15 protein-coding genes and 2 pseudogenes are annotated in these 20,992 nt (G+C 50.5%); 14 read left to right on the top strand and 3 right to left on the bottom strand.

Going from position 1 to position 20,992, the window contains the following annotated elements:
- The first annotated feature begins 158 nt into the window (after window positions 1–158).
- The 11 genes and pseudogenes from purU to H6G21_RS25705 form a co-directional block, all read left to right on the top strand.
- The gene (gene purU / locus H6G21_RS14950) at window positions 159–1,010 is read left to right on the top strand and encodes a formyltetrahydrofolate deformylase (protein WP_190574225.1); all 852 of its coding nucleotides are present in this window, start codon (window positions 159–161) and stop codon (window positions 1,008–1,010) included.
- 155 nt (window positions 1,011–1,165) lie between these two features.
- Window positions 1,166–1,378, top strand: a pseudogene (locus H6G21_RS26250) (DUF4351 domain-containing protein).
- Between the two features lie 333 nt (window positions 1,379–1,711).
- Window positions 1,712–2,902, top strand: coding sequence for an RNA-guided endonuclease TnpB family protein (locus H6G21_RS14960; RefSeq protein ID WP_190574226.1), 1,191 nt, complete (start codon window positions 1,712–1,714; stop codon window positions 2,900–2,902).
- Window positions 2,903–3,296: 394 nt separating this feature from the next.
- Window positions 3,297–4,163, top strand: a complete 867-nt coding sequence (locus H6G21_RS14970) for an Rpn family recombination-promoting nuclease/putative transposase (RefSeq protein ID WP_190574228.1) — start codon at window positions 3,297–3,299, stop codon at window positions 4,161–4,163.
- A gap of 691 nt (window positions 4,164–4,854) precedes the next feature.
- Window positions 4,855–5,040, top strand: coding sequence for a hypothetical protein (locus H6G21_RS14975; protein WP_190574229.1), 186 nt, complete (start codon window positions 4,855–4,857; stop codon window positions 5,038–5,040).
- A gap of 386 nt (window positions 5,041–5,426) precedes the next feature.
- Complete coding sequence (locus tag H6G21_RS14980; protein ID WP_190574230.1) at window positions 5,427–9,284, top strand: TIR domain-containing protein; 3,858 nt, start codon at window positions 5,427–5,429, stop codon at window positions 9,282–9,284.
- 337 nt (window positions 9,285–9,621) lie between these two features.
- Complete coding sequence (locus tag H6G21_RS14985) at window positions 9,622–11,301, top strand: iron uptake porin (RefSeq protein WP_190574231.1); 1,680 nt, start codon at window positions 9,622–9,624, stop codon at window positions 11,299–11,301.
- Window positions 11,302–11,464: 163 nt separating this feature from the next.
- A complete protein-coding gene (locus H6G21_RS14990) occupies window positions 11,465–12,472 on the top strand; it encodes a hypothetical protein (protein WP_190574232.1) in 1,008 nt (335 codons plus the stop codon).
- A 179-nt stretch (window positions 12,473–12,651) separates the two neighbouring features.
- Window positions 12,652–13,677 carry an ABC transporter permease gene (locus tag H6G21_RS14995; RefSeq protein WP_190574233.1) on the top strand — a complete coding sequence of 342 codons (1,026 nt, stop codon included), beginning with the start codon at window positions 12,652–12,654 and terminating at the stop codon, window positions 13,675–13,677.
- 175 nt (window positions 13,678–13,852) lie between these two features.
- Window positions 13,853–14,653, top strand: a complete 801-nt coding sequence (locus H6G21_RS15000; RefSeq protein WP_190574234.1) for a glutathione S-transferase family protein — start codon at window positions 13,853–13,855, stop codon at window positions 14,651–14,653.
- Between the two features lie 124 nt (window positions 14,654–14,777).
- Window positions 14,778–14,999, top strand: a pseudogene (locus tag H6G21_RS25705) (Uma2 family endonuclease); the annotation flags it as partial.
- A gap of 79 nt (window positions 15,000–15,078) precedes the next feature.
- On the opposite strand, the gene H6G21_RS15010 reads toward H6G21_RS25705, so the two are convergent.
- Both H6G21_RS15010 and H6G21_RS15015 read right to left on the bottom strand, forming a co-directional pair.
- Window positions 15,079–16,155 carry a peptidoglycan-binding protein gene (locus tag H6G21_RS15010; protein WP_190574235.1) on the bottom strand — a complete coding sequence of 359 codons (1,077 nt, stop codon included), beginning with the start codon at window positions 16,153–16,155 and terminating at the stop codon, window positions 15,079–15,081.
- 252 nt (window positions 16,156–16,407) lie between these two features.
- Window positions 16,408–16,848: a secondary thiamine-phosphate synthase enzyme YjbQ gene (locus tag H6G21_RS15015; RefSeq protein WP_190574236.1), complete on the bottom strand. Its 441-nt coding sequence runs from the start codon at window positions 16,846–16,848 to the stop codon at window positions 16,408–16,410.
- Between the two features lie 190 nt (window positions 16,849–17,038).
- Between H6G21_RS15015 and H6G21_RS15020 the strand changes: the two genes are divergently transcribed.
- Window positions 17,039–17,596, top strand: a complete 558-nt coding sequence (locus H6G21_RS15020) for a phosphate-starvation-inducible PsiE family protein (protein WP_190574237.1) — start codon at window positions 17,039–17,041, stop codon at window positions 17,594–17,596.
- Between the two features lie 81 nt (window positions 17,597–17,677).
- Here H6G21_RS15020 and H6G21_RS15025 read toward each other — a convergent pair whose 3' ends face one another.
- Entirely contained in the window at window positions 17,678–18,391 is a 714-nt protein-coding gene (locus tag H6G21_RS15025) for a GUN4 domain-containing protein (RefSeq protein ID WP_190574238.1), read from the bottom strand.
- Window positions 18,392–18,498: 107 nt separating this feature from the next.
- Between H6G21_RS15025 and H6G21_RS15030 the strand changes: the two genes are divergently transcribed.
- Both H6G21_RS15030 and H6G21_RS15035 read left to right on the top strand, forming a co-directional pair.
- A complete protein-coding gene (locus H6G21_RS15030; RefSeq protein ID WP_190574239.1) occupies window positions 18,499–19,011 on the top strand; it encodes an inorganic diphosphatase in 513 nt (170 codons plus the stop codon).
- 1,029 nt (window positions 19,012–20,040) lie between these two features.
- A complete protein-coding gene (locus tag H6G21_RS15035; protein ID WP_190574240.1) occupies window positions 20,041–20,958 on the top strand; it encodes an MBL fold metallo-hydrolase in 918 nt (305 codons plus the stop codon).
- Window positions 20,959–20,992: the final 34 nt, after the last annotated feature.

Raw genomic sequence — 20,992 nt, forward strand, 5'->3', positions numbered from 1 at the left:
GTTCGCGCCTCAATTCATTCCCAATTCTTAAAGTTTGCCCACCGCTTCAATCCCCACAGCGGAAATTCAGCCATTGTGTTGTTTTAATTTCTGTTTTGTCTTTGGTTTTTATGTCTATAGTGGAAGATTGAAGTTTTTGGTTCCATCCCATTCCACCCATGTCTCCCACTGCCACCTTGCTGCTGTCTTGTCCCGATCAGAAGGGTCTGGTCGCAAAATTAGCCAACTTCATTTACTCCAATGGCGGCAATATCATCCAGGCGGATCAGCATACGGACTTTTCGGCGGGGTTGTTTCTGACGCGGATCGAGTGGCAGTTGGAGGGATTCAACCTTCCCCGAGATGTGATTCACCCGGCCCTGGGTGCGATCGCGAATCCCCTGGGAGCGCACTGGGAAGTACATTTCTCCGATCGACGGCCTCGGATTGCCATTTGGGTCAGCAAGCAGGATCACTGTTTACTCGATCTGCTGTGGCGACACCAGGCTGGGGAACTGGATGCGGAAATTCCCGTGATGATTAGCAACCACGCGGATCTCGCACCGATCGCCCAGCAGTTTGGCATTGACTTCCACCCTCTGCCGATTACCCCGGATACCAAACTGGCCCAGGAAGCCAAACAACTGGAAATCCTTCAGCAATACCAGATTGATCTAGTCGTGTTGGCGAAATATATGCAGGTGTTGTCCTCGGATTTTGTCCAAAATTTTCCCCAGGTGATTAATATTCACCATTCCTTTTTACCAGCCTTTGCGGGGGCCAATCCCTACCAACGGGCCTACGATCGGGGGGTCAAAATCATCGGTGCAACAGCCCACTACGCCACACCGGATCTGGATGAGGGGCCGATTATTGAGCAGGACGTGATCCGAGTTAGCCACCGGGACAATGTGAAGGATTTAATTCGCAAAGGCAAGGATTTGGAGCGGATTGTCCTGGCGCGGGCAGTGCGGCTGCATTTGCAACACCGGGTGTTGGTCTACGGTAATCGGACAGTAGTGTTTGCGTAGTTTGCATAGTTTGCGTAGATAGTCATCCCCTGGAGTTGAACCATTTTCTCGACTGGCTGATGCGGTTACCCGAAGAGTGGGAAAAGCTGTTTCAGTCAGAGTTAAAGGCTTTTGAGGAGACACGACAAATGAAGTACATCACCACGATCGAACGCATGGCGGAAAAACGGGGTGAACGATCTTTCCTGATACGACTACTAAATCGCAAGTTTGGCTCCATCAACGATCTCCCCCTCGATCGTATCAACGCCCTATCGATGACCTATGGTCGGTCGTAGACCATCGAGCAACTCGAATCCCTCGGTGAAGCCTTGTTGGATTTTAGATCGATCGATGACCTCACCGCGTGGCTGGAAAATCAGGGATAGAGCCGATCTCCCAAGCAACTGGCCTAACGATCGAACAGATCCAGGAACTTCAGGCTCAAGCTGATCAGAATTAAGAACCGATCACGCTGCTCCGCTTCGACTCGATCGACGATCGGACCACCTGGTTAAATCATCAAGGGTCAGGGCCGATCGCGCTAAATTGCTCCAAAAGATATTACCGAAAAACAGGCGTAAAGCCCCCGGCTTCAGACGCGCGGCTTATATCCCCGCGTCTGACCAACGGGAGGAAGCCAACCAGATACTAGAGCGACAAACCCGCAAATCCACATTCTTATGATGAGCCTACTATCACAAGAGTAGGAGGAAACCCCCATGCTAGTGCTTGAGTTCAAAACCTACGGCAAGCCTGCACAGTTCAGAGTAGTTGATGAAGCCATCCGTGTGACTCAGTTCATTCAGAATAAATCAATTCGATTGTGGATGGATGGGCAGGCTAAATCCTGGGTTGAACTATCTCGCCACTGTTCGCTGCTGGCAAAAGAATTTAACTTTGCAAATCAGCTGAATTCAATGGCTCGACAAGCAGCAGCAGAACGAGCATGGGCAAGTATTTCCAAGTTCTACGACCATTGTAAAAAGAAAGTTCCTGGCAAGAAAGGATTCCCGACTTTTCAGAAAGATTGTCGCAGTGTGGAATACAAAACCTCTGGATGGAAACTCTCGGATGACCGCAAATCCATCACTTTTACTGATAAGTGTGGGATTGGTCGATTGAGAATGAAAGGGACTCGTGACCTGCATTTCTATCCAATCGACCAGATTAAACGGGTGCGGTTGGTGCGACGGGCCGATGGCTACTATGTGCAATTTTGCGTATCGGTAGACCGTGCTGAAAATGTTGAATCAACTGGGAAAGCAGTCGGATTAGATGTGGGATTGCAAGAGTTCTACACCGATTCCGATGGCGCGACGGTTGAAAATCCTCGGTTTCTACGCAAGGCGGCAAGAGTCTTGAAGCGTAGTCAGCGTAGAGTTTCCAAGAAAGTTAAAGGTTCAAGCAATCGGAGAAAAGCAAGACAGATTTTAGGTAAGCGTCATCTCAAAATAAGTAGGCAGCGTAAAGACCATGCCATTAAGTTGGCAAGGTGCGTAGTCACATCTAACGATGTTGTCGCCTACGAAGATTTGAGAATCAAAAATATGGTGCGAAATCATTGTCTTGCCAAATCGATTAACGATGCATCTTGGTATCAGTTCAGGTGCTGGGTGGAGTACTACGGCAAAGTATTTTCTAAAATCACGATTGCCGTTCCACCAGCCTATACCAGCCAAGAATGCTCTAACTGCGGCGTGATTGTGAAAAAGTCTCTATCCCAAAGAACCCACTCTTGCCAGTGTGGGTGTGAAATGGATAGAGACCACAACGCAGCTAGAAACATCCTGAGTCGGGGATTAGCTACCGTAGGGCATACGGGAAGCCTCATACTAGACATGGGAAACGCTTGGGGAGATGGAGCCTCTACTGTTGTTGGCAAAAGCCTGCTACAGCAAGCACTGTCGTAGAACCAAGAATCCCCTGGCTTCTAGCCACGGGGAGTGTCAAGTGTCTTGTCTTATAAATCTGCCATTACTTGCATCATAAAACCACTGACGCAGATAGTAATCACCCAACGCTCTATCATACTGCTCTCCCGCATACTGATACTTGTTAATCGCAGCTCCACTCTGAATGATGGTTTCACCAAATGCGTTATACCTAGGGGCATGTGTTGAATACCTATGGGTATCCATCAGCAACCGCGTACTGCCTAATTCATCCTTGTCATAGAAGTAGCGGGTGGTGGGTTACTGCTCAAGTCGTTGGGAGTGCCGTCATTGCTGCTGACAGCACTCTGACATCCGAGTTCGTTATGGCTTCTAGTACAATAGAACGCACTCTCTTGCAATCGGCTACAGTATGCGTCGTGATGCTATTTTTTATAAACTGTTCCAGCAGGCTCCCAATCTGCTTTTTGAGCTATTGGAAGCGGTGCCAGAAACTGCCTATTCTGTGATGCAGACACGGCGTGAACGCTATCGCTTTGAGTCGGTGGTGGTCAAAGAACCAACCTTTATGATTGATGGCGTGTTTTTGCCACCGGAAGAGCAACCACCAGGGGTGGTGTTTTTCGCTGAAGTGCAGATGCAACCGGATCAAGGGCTGTATGAGCGAATGTTTGCGGAGTCGATGGCCTATTTTTATCGCAATCGGGAGGCGTTCTCTGATTGGCAGGCCGTGGTGATTTATCCATCTCGATCAACGGAACAGAGCAAGATTTATCCCCATCGATCGCTGCTGAATGGTGGACAAGTGCATCGAATCTATCTCAATGAGTTGGGAGAAATCGATGCGTTGCCGTTAGGGGTGGCGGCAATGGTGCTGACGATCGTGGAGGAGACAGAAGCGCCAGATATCGCTAAAATGCTGCTCCAGCGGGCGAATCAAGAGATTATAGACTTGTCTGAAAAGCAAGCGATAATAGAGATGGTCAGTACGATCATCGCTTACATGTTTACCACGTTATCGAGACAGGAGATTGATGACATGCTGGGTACTAAAATGGAAGACGTTCGAGTATTTCGGGAAGCTAAAGAAGAAGGAGCAATCGGAGAAGCCAGATCGCTGCTCCTACGCCAACTAACCCGAAAAGTGGGCTCCATCAACGATCGTACCCTCGATCTCATCAATTCCCTATCGATCGAACAACTCGAATCCCTCGGTGAAGCACTACTAGATTTTGGATCGATCGATGACCTCTCTAATTGGTTAGAAAATCAGAACTAGATGCCGATCGCTCAAGCTACCGGACTCTCGATCGAAGAACTACAGAAACTTCAGACTCAAGCCGAACAGAATTAACGGTCGATCGCGCTCAATATGCTGCGAATGAATATGTCTCTAGTCCTCTTGAATCACTTCGGGAAAGGATAAATCGGCTAAAAACGACGAAATTCTTACACAGCTTGAGCTTTAGCATATGTAGTCTATTTCCAAGTTTTTAAACCATTTGACAATAATGCGTATATGCTGGACAGCTCATTGTCAAAAGCTTTCAGCTTTTAGAGTCGATTTTACTTGGCTTCAAGTGACTGAAGAGGGCTAGAGACGATCTCTGAAGTCACAGGGCTGATAGTGCTACCAAAATTGTAGTATCAAAACACACTACCGAAATTGAGTACCTCAATTTACCACCGCTGTACGGTTGACGGAAAAAGCGATCGCCGCTACATTGCTATAGTTAAGCAGCAATCGGACATTCAAACCCTGCTGCCGATACGCCCAAAAAACTAGCGCGATCGCAATGAGATTCCAGCCTCAGAACGATCGCTAAGCCCCCAAGCTGCTGATACCAGCATGGTTGCCTGGATTGCATTTTAGCACCCCAAGCCGCCCTGTTTCGCCATGTCAGAAAACGGGGCGGCTAGCTTTTTTGGGTTTTCCTCGTCCATTGACTTCACATTTTGGAGGAAAACCTATGACCCGCTATACCAAGAAGATCAAGCTGCAACTGAGTGGCGAAGCCGATGCCGTTGATGCTGCAATTGGCATTTTGCACGTTATCAACTTCATCAGTGCCCACGAATGGAGTCAAACCGTCCGCAAACGGGGAGAACCCACCGTCGTGCGCGTTGCAGCTCGGGAGATCATGCTAGAAGGCTAATCATTTTTGGCAACCTGTTGGGGAAACATGAGGAACTGTATGATTCCGCCCTTGGACGTATGGTTTAACAACATGTTCCCCAATACATGCATCGCTCAGCTGAGCGTCTTGATAGATTGCAACTTTAGCAACATAAATGCTGAAAGTAAGGAATCACTAAGCCCATTGTGATTGGGATCAAATTTGAGAATCATGCTTGATCGCGATGGGGCGATCTCTGGATTTCTTGCACCGTTTCAGATCCCCCGTAATACGGCGTGATTCCATTTTCTCTGCAAGCCTTAAATTCCAGAGAATAAATTTCCCTAAAGGAATCGCTTGATCGTCAGTTGATCACCACAAAATTGTAGGAGAGAACGTACAGGCAGTCTCAGTGAAAGTTTCCCATGGTCTACCAATTGCAAAACGCCTTTATTTCCTACGGACGAGCAGATAGCAAAACCTTTGCCCTCATGCTCCACAAGCGGTTAACGGCAGCAGGCTTTGAAGTCTGGCTCGACTTTGATGACATTCCCCTAGGCGTTGATTACCAAAATCAAATTAATGATGGCATTGAAAAAGCGGATAATTTTCTCTATATCATCTCACCCCATTCGATTAATTCTCCCTACTGCCGCAAGGAAATAGAACTTGCCCTAGCTTGTAATAAACGAATTATTCCCCTACTCCATTGTGAGCAAATTACCCCAGCAATTTGGCAGCAGCGTAACCCCCAAGGGTCGATCGCCGATTGGGAAGATTATCAAGCTAAGGGACTGCATTCCAGCTTTCCGAATATGCATCCTGCGATCGGGAAGATTAATTGGATCTATATGCGGGAAGGCGTGGATGACTTTGAAGCAGGATTGGCCGGACTCCTTGAGATTTTTGAACGCCACTGGGATTATGTCCGTCACCATACAACCTTTTTAGCCAAAGCCCTCGACTGGCAACGGCAACAAAAACAATCGCGTTATCTCCTCATTGGAGAAGATCGACAACAGGCAGAAACCTGGCTCAAAATACAATTTAAAACCGAACAGCCTCCTTGCATTCCAACAGACTTACATTGCGAATTTATTAGCGAAAGCATCAAGAACGCCAATAACTTGATGACGCAGGTATTTATAGCCCATGCAGATACCGATGACGCGATCGCGGAACAAATTCGCCGAAGTTTGATGCGCCATGGGCTCACAACCTGGATTAATAAAGTCGATATCCAAACGGGCCTCGTTTTCCAACAAGCCATTCAACGGGGAATCGAAGAAGCCGATAACATCATCTATGTGCTCTCGCCAGACTCGCTCCAATCGGATTACTGTCACCAGGAAATTCAGTACGCATTATCTTTAAATAAACGCATCATTCCAATCTTAGTTCGATCGATCGAGGCCGATCAAATCCCCCCGGAACTCGCGAATCTCCAATATATTGACCTGACTGATAATACGATCGAAGCTGATTACGACTATGTTGAAAGCCAACTCATTCGCAGTTTATGTCAAGATTCAACCTATTACGAAGCCCATAAAATTCTATTAGTCAAAGCCCTCAAGTGGGAGCGTCAAAATCGCAATCCGAGTCTGCTACTCCGGGGTTATAACCTACGCCATGCAGAGACTTGGTTCAAGGTTGCTCAAACGAATCCCTACTATCGCCCGATCGCGCTCCAGGAAACCTTTATTAGCGAGAGCTTACGGCAGCCTCCGATCGGGTCGCTGGATGTGTTTATTTCCTATTCCCGCACCGATTCCGATTTTGCCCGACAACTGAATGATGCCCTCCAGATCCAGGGAAAAACCACCTGGTTTGATCAAGAGAGCATTGCTTCCGGATCAGACTTTCAGCGGGAAATCCATCGCGGTATTGAAAGTGCGGATCATTTTCTCTTCATTGTGTCGCCGAGTTCGATCAATTCTCCCTATTGCGCTGATGAGGTGGAGTATGCCGCCAAGCTCAATAAACGCATTATTACCGTTTTGCATCGCCCCATCCGTCTCGCAGAACTGCATCCCGAACTCGCGAAGGTGCAGTGGATTGATTTTAATCGCCAAGCAGGGGAGTTTGGAGTCCATTTTCGGGAACTGATTCGGACGCTGGATACGGATTCGGAACATTTGCAAACCCATACGAAACTACTGCTGCGGGCGATCGAATGGGATAGCGCAGGCCGTAAGGAGAGTCTGTTGCTGCGGGAGGATGCCCTAGAGGCGGCGGAGCAGTGGTTAACCGAACGTCAAAATAAAACACCCCAGCCTACAGAGCTGCACGAAACCTACATCCACACCGGACGATCGGCAGCGGACAGCCAACAACGCGCCACCCAGATTTTGCAGGATGCGGCAACCAAGGGTAAACAGCGGATTTTGATTGGAACGATCGTGATGACGATCGGGCTAGGAGTTGCTGGGATGGCTGGAATCACGGCCTACCAAGCATGGCAACAGGCTCAGCAAGCGGAAACCGCCCAGAAGTTAGCACAACTGGGGACACGATTGGAGCGCGAAGGGAATAACCTTCTCCAACAATTCAACAGCCAGCAATTAGATGCACTAGCCAACGCAATTTATACCGGTCAAGAACTACAAAATAATACACAAAATTTACCGCTCGATCGCTATCCTGCCTTTAGTCCAATTTTCGCCCTGCAAACCATCCTCGATCGCATTCGCGAAGTCAACCGCATTCCCGCCCATCCCGGCCACCAAGTCCTAGCAGTGCAGTTTCTCGCCGACGGGCCACCCTTGCTGACGATCGGAGACGATCGCAGCCTCCGAGAATGGACGATCGACGGGCAATCCCAAGCCAAGCGGGAACTGGGGACTGCGGATCTGTGGAGCGCCAGCATCAGCCGAGACGGACAAGGGATCGCCACGATCGCGCAGGATGGCCTCCTCTCCCTGTGGAATCGGACTGGGCAACGCCTGAAACAGTGGAAAATCACATCCGGCGACTTTGCCAGCGTGCACTTTAGTCCCGACGGGAATCAACTGGCAACTCTAACGCAAACGGGACAGCTCCAGATCTGGAATCGTCAAGGACAACGGATCTCACAACGCAAACTTCAAGGCACAAACTTCACCTGGGATCCCCAAGGAAAATCCTTGGCTAGTGTGGATGCCGCTGGCGTGGTGCGGCTGTGGCGGCAGGATGGATCCCTGGAGCGATCGTTCAAAACCCAACAGGCGGCGATTTTGACTGTGCAGTTTAGCCCCGATGGACAACGCCTAGCCACGGGCGATCGGGAGGGTGTGGTGCGGATTTGGACTCTCACCGGGCAGCAACTGGACGAACTGAAGACCCAGCAAGCCTTTGTCTTAAGTCTCAGTTGGAGTTCCGATGGCCAGCAACTGGCAACCGCCGATGCCGATGGCAATGTGCGGCTCTGGCGTCTGAGTATGCCTAAGGGGTCGGGCTTTTCGACCCAACAGCCCCAGGTGGTGAATTTGCAATTTGGTGCTGAGGGGCAACTCTGGACAGCGGCGGGGACGGAGACCATTCAGGCTTGGAGTCTCAGCGGAAAGCCGATCGCAACGCTCGCACTCCCAGCACAAACGGTAATCGCCTTCCGTTTTAGTCCCGACAATAAGACCCTGGCAATCCTGACGCTGGATGGCAAAGCCCAATTCCTCGATCGGCAAGGCAAAGCCACTGCTCCACCGTTTCAAGCCCACCAGGGAGATGGCTCCAGCCTTCACTTCAGTCCCGATGGCCAAAGCCTACTCACCACGGGAACCGATGGTGTAGCACGGCTGTGGACTCTACAAGGGCAAAAACAACTGGAACTGAAAGTGCCGGATCTGGCGGGTAAACCCCAAGCGGTGCATAGTGCAGGCTTTAGGAGCGATCGGATTTTGACCGTGAGTGAGGATGGTGTGGTGCGGTTTTGGGCGAGATCGGGGCAACTACTGGGTAGCCTGAATGCCCATCCCGGCAAGGTGGTGTGGGCGATCGCGGTGAGTCCCGATGGGCAACGGTTTGCGACGGCGAGTGAGGATGGGACGGTGCGGCTGTGGAGCATGACGCAAAACCTGCTGGCAGAATTTCGAGGGTTTCCCAGCAAAATCCTCAGTTTGCAATTTAGTCCCGATGGCCAGCAGATTGCGGCGGGAGGGGCTGATGGAACGGTGCGCTGGATTCCGGTCGAGTCCTTGGGGGAGTTGCTCGATCGGGGTTGTCGTTGGATACAACCCTATTTACGCAATCCCAGCCTTGCACCAACCATGCGGCAACAACTCTCTAGATGTAACTCCTTTGGGTGACTTATCAGTTTATCCTGGACTATCCTGTCAGCTTGCCATTGAACAATTCTCAAGAAATTGATACACGACAATTCCAGAATTAGCTCCCAGTGGTAAACTCAAGGACAATCATAAGCTCAACCGCAAGCCTAGTCACAAGCCTAGTCATAAGCCCAGTCACAAGACCAATGATCTTGATTCGTCGGATTCCTTTGCCTTGATGATGGCGACTCAGTTCTATCAACCCTGCTCTATACGTCATTGACGATCATGTTTAATCACCCATCTTCAGAAATTCGTATTCAGTAATTCCCTCTATTTTTTCTAGCGTTGATATTGAAGTCTCCATAGCACATCTATGATCCCGATCTTGCCTGCGGCCCCAGTTATAACCCCCCCCGCCGAAGTGCGTTCTGTTCCGATCGCTGCGACCCCTTCTCCCCTGTCTGCGATCGCGTCTGATGCTCTGACCTCTGCCAATCCTGAAGCGTCTCCCGAAGTCAATCCAGCCCTCGCCCAAATCACCGCCGTTTCCCAGCTGAGCGATGTCAAGCCAACGGATTGGGCCTTTCAAGCGCTGCAAAGCCTCGTAGAACGGTATGGCTGTCTGGCGGGCTACCCGGAGCGTACCTTTCGTGGCAACCGGCCCCTGACTCGCTACGAATTTGCCGTGGGGCTCAACCAGTGTGTCGATCGGCTCGTAGAGCAAACCGGCCCAGCGATCGCAACGGGGTTATCTGAACCACTGTCTAAACCACTGTCTAAACCATTCGTGCGAACGGAAGATCTCGCAACCCTCAAACAGTTAAACCAGGAATTCACCTCAGAATTAGCCACCCTGCGCGGCTCGATCGCCAGTCTCGAACAACGGACTGCCAGCCTCGAACAACAGCAATTTTCAACCACCGTCAAACTCCAGGGACAGGCCGTCTTCGGCTTGGGGGTGGCTGCAGGCGGAAAGCCACCGGGCAAGGGCGAAAATAACGTCGTTTTAACGGATCTGATTCAGCTCCAATTAGCCTCTTCCTTCCGTCCAGGACGCGATCTATTGCGGGTGGGGCTCGTGGCCAGCAACTTTGCCAATGACGGCTTTGGTGGGTTTCAGGCACTCAACACCAACATGGCCTTTACCTCCTACCTCGGCAACAATAACCAGTTGCAGATCAATACGGTGGACTATCGCTTTGCCGTGAACGATCGGCTCGTGTTGGCCTTTCAGCCCGTCGGCTTTACCCTCAGCAGCGTGCTCAGCACCAACTCCTCCTACGGTGATGCGGGAACGGGTGCAATTTCCCGATTTGCAGCCTTGAACCCGGTTTTGCGGATGGGCAATCTTGATGCGGGAGTGGGTTTGGATTGGCTGATGTCCAATCGCTGGCGCTTGCAGGTGGCCTATGGCGCGCGATCGGCCAATGATCCGCAGCAAGGACTCTTTGGCTCAGGGCATCAAGCGATCGGGGTGCAGTTGCTCAATAAACCCAGCGCCAATACGATTTTGGGGTTTACCTACATCAATGCCTACGCCAGCGATGCTCACCTGGATACCTTCACAGGCAGCCAAAACGCCGATACCTCCGGCGGTATTGAAGCACCCGCAAAAATGCATGCCCTAGCGGCCTCGATGCGTTGGCGGGTATCACCTAAGGTGACGCTGGGGGCTTGGGGCGGTGCGGTTTTAACCGACTCAACCTTTGGCAGAATCTTTCGCGTGATTACCGATCGGGATGTGCGGCTCAAGGATTTGGGGGCCGTCACCCTCGCGACGACCTATTTAGTTTCCCTGGGGATTGAGGATCCCTTTGGTAGAATTGGTGATCAATGGGTATTTATGGTCGGACAACCCCCGAAATTAAATGCTGGGGTCCTCATCGAACGCAGTGATTCAAGTACTTCGCTGCACTTTGAGACGTTCTACCGCATGCGGATCAACGATCATCTTTCCATTGTACCGGGCTTCTTTTGGGTGACTAATCCGGGGCATATTCGGGAAAATAATGATATTTTTGTCGGCAGTCTGCGGACAACGTTTAATTTCTAGCGATCGCGCGATCGTGGATGATACCCATTGCTGATCCTATTCACTATCTCATTCAATCTTGCACTTGACTTGATGCTGATCTAGGTATTGTAGGAGCATAGAAACCATGAAAAAAAGGTTTGTAGGGATTACTGGCACAGCATTATTCTCAGGATTCTTCTTGATGTTATGGCTTGCATCTCCTGGAATCGCTCAAAATGCTCGACGGGCGACAATTCGCGAGATCCTAGACAGCCGCCAAGTCTATATCCAAAACCGACAAGCCCGCGAAAATGATGTCAGTACCGAAGGTCAAACGGTACGAACAGCATCCGCTCGGACGGGACTTTCTTTTAATGCGCGGGGAGGATTACGGCTGGGGCAACGATCGGCGCTCACCGTGGGCAGTCAATGTGTCCGGCTCATCCAAGGCCAAGTGATGATCGGGGGAAGCGTGGGGCGTAATGGCTGCGTCGGGCGGATCGAAGTGCGTCCCTACGGCACGGTGTATGTCATGCAGTTGGATGAGCAGAATCGGGCCCAGGTAGCCGTCCTAGAGGGGCGCGTTGAAGTGTTTAACAGTGACGATCCGGAGGTCAAGGTCAGTGTGGCTGCCAATCAAGTGGTCACAACCGACAGCGATGGTAACTTCGTCATCGGCACAGATGCTAAGCCTACGGTGACGCCTCTCAGCCAAGCCCAAATCCAAACAATTACGACCTCTTTGGTACAGGGGTTTCAGGTGCCCTTGCCGGATCTCGATCGAGTTGCATTTTTGCAGCCGCCCTCGGGCTTTGCCAGTCGTTTCTTGCAGGAAGCGTTACTCGGACGGGAGGGCGATTTTGATCTCGATACGCAAAAAGGAGAACCTGCACTGCCCCTCATTGTCCAAGGAAACACTGCATTCGGCATTTTTACCCGGACTTCAAACAATGCAGGGACATTTACGCCCTCCATTGGCCCAGCGATTCCCATTTCTGTCGATTTTGATAACCAAACCATTAGCATTGGCGGCCAAACCGGCATTTCCAATACCTTTGGACTGAGTGGGAATAACGCCTCGGGAACGGTAGTCTTACAAACTGGCCAAGTCCTTCAGCTCAATGTGTTTGGGGTTAATAAACAAGAGCCGCCTGTGGGAAGTTCCCTACCCGGTTCGTTGACTTCTGGCGTGGGCATCCGCGATCGCTAGGGCGGCTCTAGGGAAGGAATGCGCTGGGCGGAATGCATCAGATTGTGGACTTTGGTCGCAGGCTGACGATCGCGGTGTATAGTGAGCCCAAGGATTTTTCCCAGCTAGCTCATAATCTACTGACTCACGATCCACTCGTTCAAAATTCAGTTTGTTCAAAATCCAGTTAGAGATGCCCTATGGCTCGATCGAACTCGCTTAAGTTCTACATTGCCACCCGCTTGTTGATGGCTCCGTTCATGCTGTGGCTGATTACCACCCTGGTCTTTCTGCTGCTGCGAGCCACTCCGGGGGATCCGGCGGATGCACTGCTGGGGCCCAAGGCTTCTCCAGCGGCCAAGGCGGCACTGCGGGCACAATGCGGGCTCGATAAGTCACTGATTGGGCAGTATGGGGATTACCTCTGGTCGCTCTTACGCCTGGATTTGGGTAAGTCCTGTAGTGGGAAGGGGACTGTGGTCTGGGATGTGATTCAGCAGCACTTTCCAGCTACGGCAGAATTAGCGATCGGAAGTTTGGCGATCGCGCTGGTTGTGGGGGTGGCGATCGGAGCCTTGTCGGCCTCCAAGCCCAATAGCGGTTGGGATACTAGTGGTCGGCTGTTTGGCATCATTACCTATGCCATTCCGCTGTTTTGGTTCGGCATGTTGTTGCAGTTAATTTTTTCCGTAGGTCTGGGGTTATTTCCCCTCGGCACCCGCTTTCCCACGACGATGCCAACCCCTACAGGTATCACGGGGTTGTATACGATCGATAGCTTACTCAGTGGCAATTTTCAGCAATTTTTTACAGCGCTGTATTACCTCGCATTGCCTGCATTGTCCCTAGGCGTGTTAATCAGTGGCATTTTTGAACGGATTGTTCGGGTCAATTTGAAACAAACCTTGCAAGCAGATTACGTGGAAGCAGCACGGGCGCGGGGCATTCCAGAACGGCGAATTCTTTGGAACCATGCCTTTCGCAACACCTTAATTCCCGTCGTCACCATTTTGGGATTAACGCTGGCGGCAATGCTGGGGGGCGCGATTTTAACGGAAGTGACCTTCTCCTGGCCCGGTTTAGCCAATCGTCTGTACCGCGCAATCGCCCAACGGGATTATGCCGTGGTGCAGGGGATTGTTGTCTTTTTTGCGGCCATTGTTGCGATCGCTAGTATTGCCATTGACATTATCAACGCCTACATCGATCCTAGAATTCGCTACTAAAAGGCGACTCAGAGGCGACTCAGACGCGATTCAGGGCTGGGAGGTTCGGTTATGACCCCGTGCGATCGGAAGAATTTCACGTTAAGATGCATCGGTGTATAGAGACACTGCGGCTTGCTAGTGTTTTGCTATACCTGCCACAGGATACGACCCTGCCACACAACTCAACTGCGCCATGATTGAACTCTACCAATTTGAAATGTCTAGCTATGCCGAGAAAGTTCGGCTCATTCTAGATTACAAAGGTCTGGATTACAAAAAAGTCGAAGTGACGCCCGGTGTGGGACAGATCGAAATTTTCCAACTGTCGGGCCAGCGCCAAGTTCCCGTGATTAAAGACGAGGGAACCGTGGTGGCCGATTCCACCGCGATCGCGGAATACCTCGATCGGCGCTACCCAGACAAGCCGATTATTCCGACCCAAAGCCTGCAACGGGGCCAATGCCGAGTCATGGAGCAGTGGGCCGATGAAATTTTTGGGATTAATGCCCGCAAAGGGTTAATTGCAACCTTGGCGCAAAATAGTGCTTTCCGCACCGCTTTGCTACCCAATGCCACGCCGGATGTGTTGAAGAATTTAGTCACTTCTTTGCCGTCCTTAGATTTTCTAGGGAATCTGGGCGCACCCGTCGGACTGTCACCGGATCAAATCAAAGCGGAACTGCGACAGAATTTAAGCTGGCTGTGCGATATCCTGTCGGAGCAACCTTACTTGGTGGGCAACGAGCCAACGTTGGCAGATTTTGCGGTTGCGGGGGTGAGTCTGTACATCAAGATTCCCACGGGCAATTACCTGAATGTGTCGGAAAGCCTTAAGGGACAAGGCGTACCGGGTATTGCTGACAATCCGCTGTTTGATGGGTTCTGGGCTTGGCGCGATAAGCTTTACAGCGATTTCCGGAAGATCACCGTGCCGGATACCTTTACCGCGAATAATGGTGGCGCATCCCGTCCGACTTCCATTAGCATTGATTAGCTGCTTTGACGGGATTGGGCGAGTTCGGAAGATCCGACTGAAATCATTGATTGACTGGGGTTTTAGCGATCGGGCTGAGGCCCCATTATTCTTCAAGACGCCCCCTGATTATTCAAATAGTGGTCATTCATTTACGATCGCGCCAGATTGGACGATCGAAGTGCTTTCTCCGGATCAAAGTCAAACAAAAGTCACTAGAAATATTTTGCATTGTTTCAAGCATGGAACCCAAATGGGCTGGTTAATTGACCCGGCTGAGCAATGTGTCTTTGTTTATTCGCCGGATCAGCCCACCACGGTCTACGATGAAATCCCTACCAGATTACCTGTTCCACCCTTCGCCTAGGACTTCCATCTGACGATCTCAGATCTCTTGGGTTGGTTATCGGAGTAAGGGCGTGGTTGGGAAACCCTAATTAATGGCGTTAGTAACCATCGATCGACCAGTGGGGTGCATCGGAAGGTAACTTGTAAACGCCGTAGGTAGCCCCCACATCCCACAGTTGTTGATTGTCAAAGGAATTGGTTGGTTTGGTAATTGTGACAATCTTACCGTTGGCATCTTGAATTTTCAGCGTATCCTTCCATTCAATATACCAATCGATCGCGTACCCCAATGTGTGATTCGATCGTAAAGCTGGAGGATAGGCAATATCATAGGTTCTGACCATCACCTCAGCGGCTTTCACCGCTAAATCTACCGTGTAGTGCATCCAATCAATTTCAATACCTGGAAAGGTTGGAACATCCCGTGGGTCAAGGGTCTTGACAAATACCTTGTAGGAATAATGCATCAAGTGCACCCGTTCCAGAGGCCGCAGGGTATTATTGATTTCGATCGCTGCACCCGCATCCCGTAGCGCCTTGTCAAAGGCCCGTACCCGTTGCCGAAAGGGAGAAGCCAAGTCATCGATCGACACACTGGCAGGCCGAAACTTTACCCATTCCGGGCCACTCAGTCGCTGGCGCAGGCGACGGCTAAACTCTGTGAGAATATTTAACCCAGGTTCAAAATCCGTTCCCAATTTTTTCTTAGTCTTATCCGAAAGTTTTTGGGCCAGCGTTGCTAGAAACGTTGGTTCAAGTTGTTTATAAGCTTGAATTAACGCCCTTGTACTGTTTGCCCCAAAATCGCCATCCAATTTCAGAGCGGGTTTCAGTCCAGCCGTCTCATTCAGGGTCTTCTGAAGATCGATCGTTTCATCCAAGCCATAATTCAGCGCTTGCAACAGCCGAGCCGCCGTCAGGTTCGCAACGTAGAAAATAAAGCCTTGCTTCAGGGCCGTTTGATAAGTCGCGGCATCCACGACCCCCGTCACGGGTAACTTACTGGTGGTTTGGTAGGTGCGGGTTGCAGTTTCCGTGGCACGACCAAAGTCGCCATCTGCCGTTCCCACGGGCAGCCCATTGGCCTGCAAAAACTTCTGCCAAGCGGCAACGGGCTCACCATAGGAACCCCGCCGAATTTGGACTAATCCCAATACTGTTGCATTAAACGCCATAACCCTTGATTCCTACTTGATTCCCACTTGATTTCCATACGTCTTGCGAAAACCAACGTGATGGTGCGGATCACAAGGTTTATTTCACAAGGTTTGCCTTGAACCAGAGACCTCGCATCAGCCTGTTTCAAGTGCTGTCTCACATTGTATGCAGAGTTCCTGCGATCGACGGACATTGTGCCAGAAAACTATAGCACTTGTTGCAAAATGCAACCCAACACGGAAACAATTGCAGACCCCAATCTCACCCCCCTACTCACCACTGACTTGAAAGAAAACCGTGCGCTGGCGTGGCCCATCCAAATCCAGCAATAGAACGGATTGATAGGTACCCAGGGCCAACTTGCCATCCACGATCGGAATCATTTCGCTCGTACTCAGCACCATCGCCATCAGGTGGGAGTGGGCATTCATGGGTTCATCCGGGGGAATATTCGGGCGTAAATGTAAATCGTTATGGAGGTAGCGATCCGTGGAAGGAGCCAATTTGTTGAGAAAGACTTTGATATCTTCGAGCAACCGTTCTTCATCTTCGTTAATTGCCAAGGCCGTCGTGGTGTGGCGCGAAAACACGATCGCATGGCCATTCTGAATCTGAGTGGTCGCGATAAAGTCTTGCAAGGGCTGCGTAAGATTGTGCAGGGTGATGCCTTCTCCGGTTTCCAGTTCCCAGAGGGTATGAACAATTGGCATTTCGTGCGGTTCCTTGTAGAGTTCCTCTATATTCTCCCTGAAAACCCGCAGCACAAGGGCATCTTCTCCCCAATCAAGGTAGATCGGCGGGATTTGTTAATTTGAGCCATGACATTCTCTAATCGGAAAGGGCTTGCAGAAGCCTAGCACCAGCCGTTTCAATAAAGGAACCCTTCACGAGGAGCCATCCATGCAGGAAGCATTACAAACCCTGATGACTCAAATTAGCCGGATACGTATTGTCCGTGCTCTGGAAACTGTACAAGACATGATCGTTGTTTCCCTATGCATTGGCTTGTTTATTGTGATGGTGATTCAGTTGCGAGATATGTTTTTCTCCCTGTTACCTCCACTGCACTTCCATGAAGTGGCAGCCGATATTTTATTTCTTCTAATTCTGGTGGAAATCTTTCGACTCTTGATTATCTATCTGCAAGAGCAACGCATTTCCATTGGAGTTGCGGTCGAGGTTGCGATCGTCTCTGCCTTGCGTGAAGTCCTAGTGCATGGAGTGCTGGAAATCCATTGGCAGCAAATGCTCTCGACCTGCGCATTCTTGATTGTCATGGCGGTGTTGCTCATTGTTCGAGTCTGGTTACCCCCCACCTTTGAGGGCATTGACCCAGAGCGGCAAGTCTCTGCCCGTCGTCGGCAAAGCCCGATTGGCCAAAGCCCGATTGGCCAAAGCACAATCAACCAAAGCCCGATTGGCCAAAGCGCGATCGGGTTAGGCTGGAATGAACATTAACTGGATGCGGCAAAGGATGGGTTGAAAGCATCTCTCGCCCCTCTCAACCCATCCAACCCAGATGCCGCACTAGAAGCTAAACTAGAGGCCACATTGCTGCACTCGATTGAGAAATGACGCCCCAAACAGGGCAGTCGCATCCTCAGTCACGGCCCGATCGCCAAAATCCCCCGTGGACTTGATGGGCAGGGGAAAGGCACCTTCCGGAACATCCGTTGCCCGTCGGATCGGCTTCGCGGGTTCCAAGCCTTTATTTCGTTCTTGCCCCCCCTGCCAACCCACTTGCTGGATAAACGTCTGCCACGCCTGGGGCTTTATTTTTCGGATAGATAATTGTGATGGGGAATCCGTCGATGCAGAGGAGGATTGCACCGTAGACAGTTGCGCTGTAGACAATTGGCCTGACGATCGTGGGACTAAAGGGCCTGACTTTGAAGACGATGGGCCTAGAACCTGTTGACGAATACGATTCTGAGCACTGAAGCCGAACCGACCCTGACTATATTTATTCCACAATGAATTAATAGTCGCGAGATCTTGGCAAGGAAAGTCTTCTACGGCATCCTGAGTGAGTAAGTCATCCCCCACCGTTCGATGTTCGCTACGGAGCGATGCAGCAAAAATGAGATTCTGAGTTTCAGCGGCGGCGGCTTCCCACTGCTGGGCGGCCAAAAATTTTTCGATCGGATGATAATCTATCCCCACAGCGGAATGGGAACTGCCATTGGAAACAAACGGCAAAGAGATTGCGCCTAGGGTCATGGCCCCCGCAATCATTGAACTGAGATGCACCATAGAAAATAATCCCCAATCGTCAGGAATTAGACTTGAACATGAAGTAGTAGATAGATCCAGTCTTCCCCTACAATCGATTTCGGTAACAAATTGCTTGGAGAACCGCAGTGGTAGATCTATCTCGCATTCCTGCTCAGCCCAAAGCCGGACTGATCAACGTTTTGATTGAAATTCCCGCAGGCAGCAAGAACAAGTACGAGTTTGACAAGGATCTGAATGCCTTCGCCCTCGATCGCGTACTCTATGCCTCGGTGATGTACCCCTACGACTACGGGTTTGTCCCCAATACTCTGGCTGATGATGGCGATCCGCTGGATGGCATGGTGATCATGGATCAACCCACGTTTCCCGGCTGTGTGATTGCGGCGCGCCCGATCGGGATGCTGGAAATGATTGACGGGGGCGATCGGGACGAGAAGATCCTCTGTGTTCCAGATAAGGATCCCCGTTATGCAAATGTGAAGTCCATTAAAGATATTCCCCAGCACCGTTTGGACGAAATTGCGGAATTTTTCCAGACCTATAAAAACCTGGAGAAGAAGTCCGTCGAAATTTTGGGCTGGAAAGATGTGGACGCTGTGATGCCGCTGGTAGAGCAGTGCATCCAAGCTGCTAGCTAGACCCATCCTCCTTGGCAATGACCACCCGCCACCCTTCCCATAGACGGGAAGGGGCTGGAATTGATGGAATAGCAATCATCGGGGGGAGCAACTTGTTGGAGCAATTGAGCTCGCTGATTTATTTGATTAGCTGATTTGTTTGATTAGCTAATCTGTTTGATTAGCTGATTGATGTAATTAGCTGATTTGTCAGTGATTCATCTCACTGGATTGAGTTGTTCCAATCACTCGTTCCCCCAGGTTATCCTTGAATCAATTCACACGAAAAAGCTTAGGACAGGATCCTAGGCTTTTTTGTTGAGTCTAGTGGCTTTCATGGGTGGATTGCCAAGTGGGTTAAGAACCCCAGAGCCTCTACCCTAGAACCCATAGCAATAGAGCCGATCGAGCTCCAGCCAAGTTCCCTCTATTCCAGTCATGCCTATGGGGAGAGGCTGAAGTAACCCAAGCCCTTAGTTCATCACCTAATCCCTAGTTCCTAACCTAATCCTTTGGTTTTACAGACTGTAAATCTGCGTTTCAGGCTGTAAACCTAGGTTTCAGGACGTAAACCTATCGGGTTGGTGCATAAACTTCACAATGGCATACACCTTCAGAAATAGAAATTTAAAAGAACTCCGTGGTTTTCCCGAAAGCTAAAACCTATTCTGTATAAAGGACTATAAAGCCCTTCTCCGCATCTACTCTGAATTTTATGTGGCTTTGCTATTCCAAGAAACAGTCTGGGTAGCATAGGGGATAACGGAGGTGAAATCCCTTTGATTTCGGGCTTCATCATTCAGCCCTCCTAAAGGAGATAGCACTCTGTGTTGTGATGAGGTAGTTGGTATCCCGAAAGGTGCTATTGAAGGAGATCAGAAACGATCGTAGCCTATCTCGGTATTTTAGCCGAATTGAGCTAACCAGAGACTAGGGGGGGCATCCCCTACCATCATTAGATTAATAATGATGGCGCATCTTCATTTCACCATAACATCTCCCACCCATCCAGATTGGTTCACAGCGCTTGAAGCAGGTGTAAGTCGAGACATGGTTCACTCTTCCGAATTTGTCGTTCAGTTTTGGGGTGTGCGTGGCAGTATTGCGACGCCTGGTCTTTCCACAGTGCGATATGGTGGCAACACGTCCTGTGTTGAAATGCGCGTGGGAAGCAAACGTCTTATTTTTGATGGGGGGACAGGTCTTCGGGTACTGGGCCAGCACCTGCTGAGTCAAGGGCCGATCGAAGCCCATATGTTTTTTAGCCATTCCCATTGGGATCACATTCAAGGATTTCCCTTCTTTCGCCCTGCCTTTATTCCGGGCAACCGATTCCACATTTATGGCGGAATTGCCCCCAATGGCGCAACCATGAAGCAACGGCTGAGCGATCAGATGTTGCATCCAAACTTCCCGGTACCCATGCAAATCATGCAGTCTGAGATGCACTTCCACGACGTGCAAGCGGGCCAAGTCATTGATTTAGGGGATGGGGTAACCGTTGAAATGGGAGCCCTGAATCATCCCAACACGGCGATGGGCTACCGCGTGATGTGGCGGGGGTATAGTGCCGTCTATGCCACCGATACTGAGCATTACTCCGATCATCTGGATGAGAATTTGTTGCACCTTTGCCGCAATGCAGATGTGTTAGTCTACGACGCTTGCTACACCGATGAGGAGTATCACGACCTCAAAACCTCTAAAAAAGGCTGGGGGCATTCCACCTGGCAGGAAGCCCTGCAACTCTCCCAGGCCGCCCAGGTGAAATACCCAGTAATGTTCCATCATGATCCGGATCACGATGATGAGTTCCTCGATCGCATAGAAGCGCAGGTCAAGGCGATCGCCCCGAACAGTTGCTTGGCGCGAGAAGGGTTAGTCGTTTCCGTCATTTCTGGCGCAGACTATGGTTTGCGGGAACGGGGAACGGTCGATCGGGAACCGTCTTCCGTAGCAGCAGGCTAGCCTGAGAGGCCACCTCGCTTGTCTGATATGACCT

The sequence above is a fragment of the Alkalinema sp. FACHB-956 genome (assembly GCF_014697025.1).
Lineage (GTDB): Bacteria > Cyanobacteriota > Cyanobacteriia > Leptolyngbyales > Leptolyngbyaceae > Alkalinema.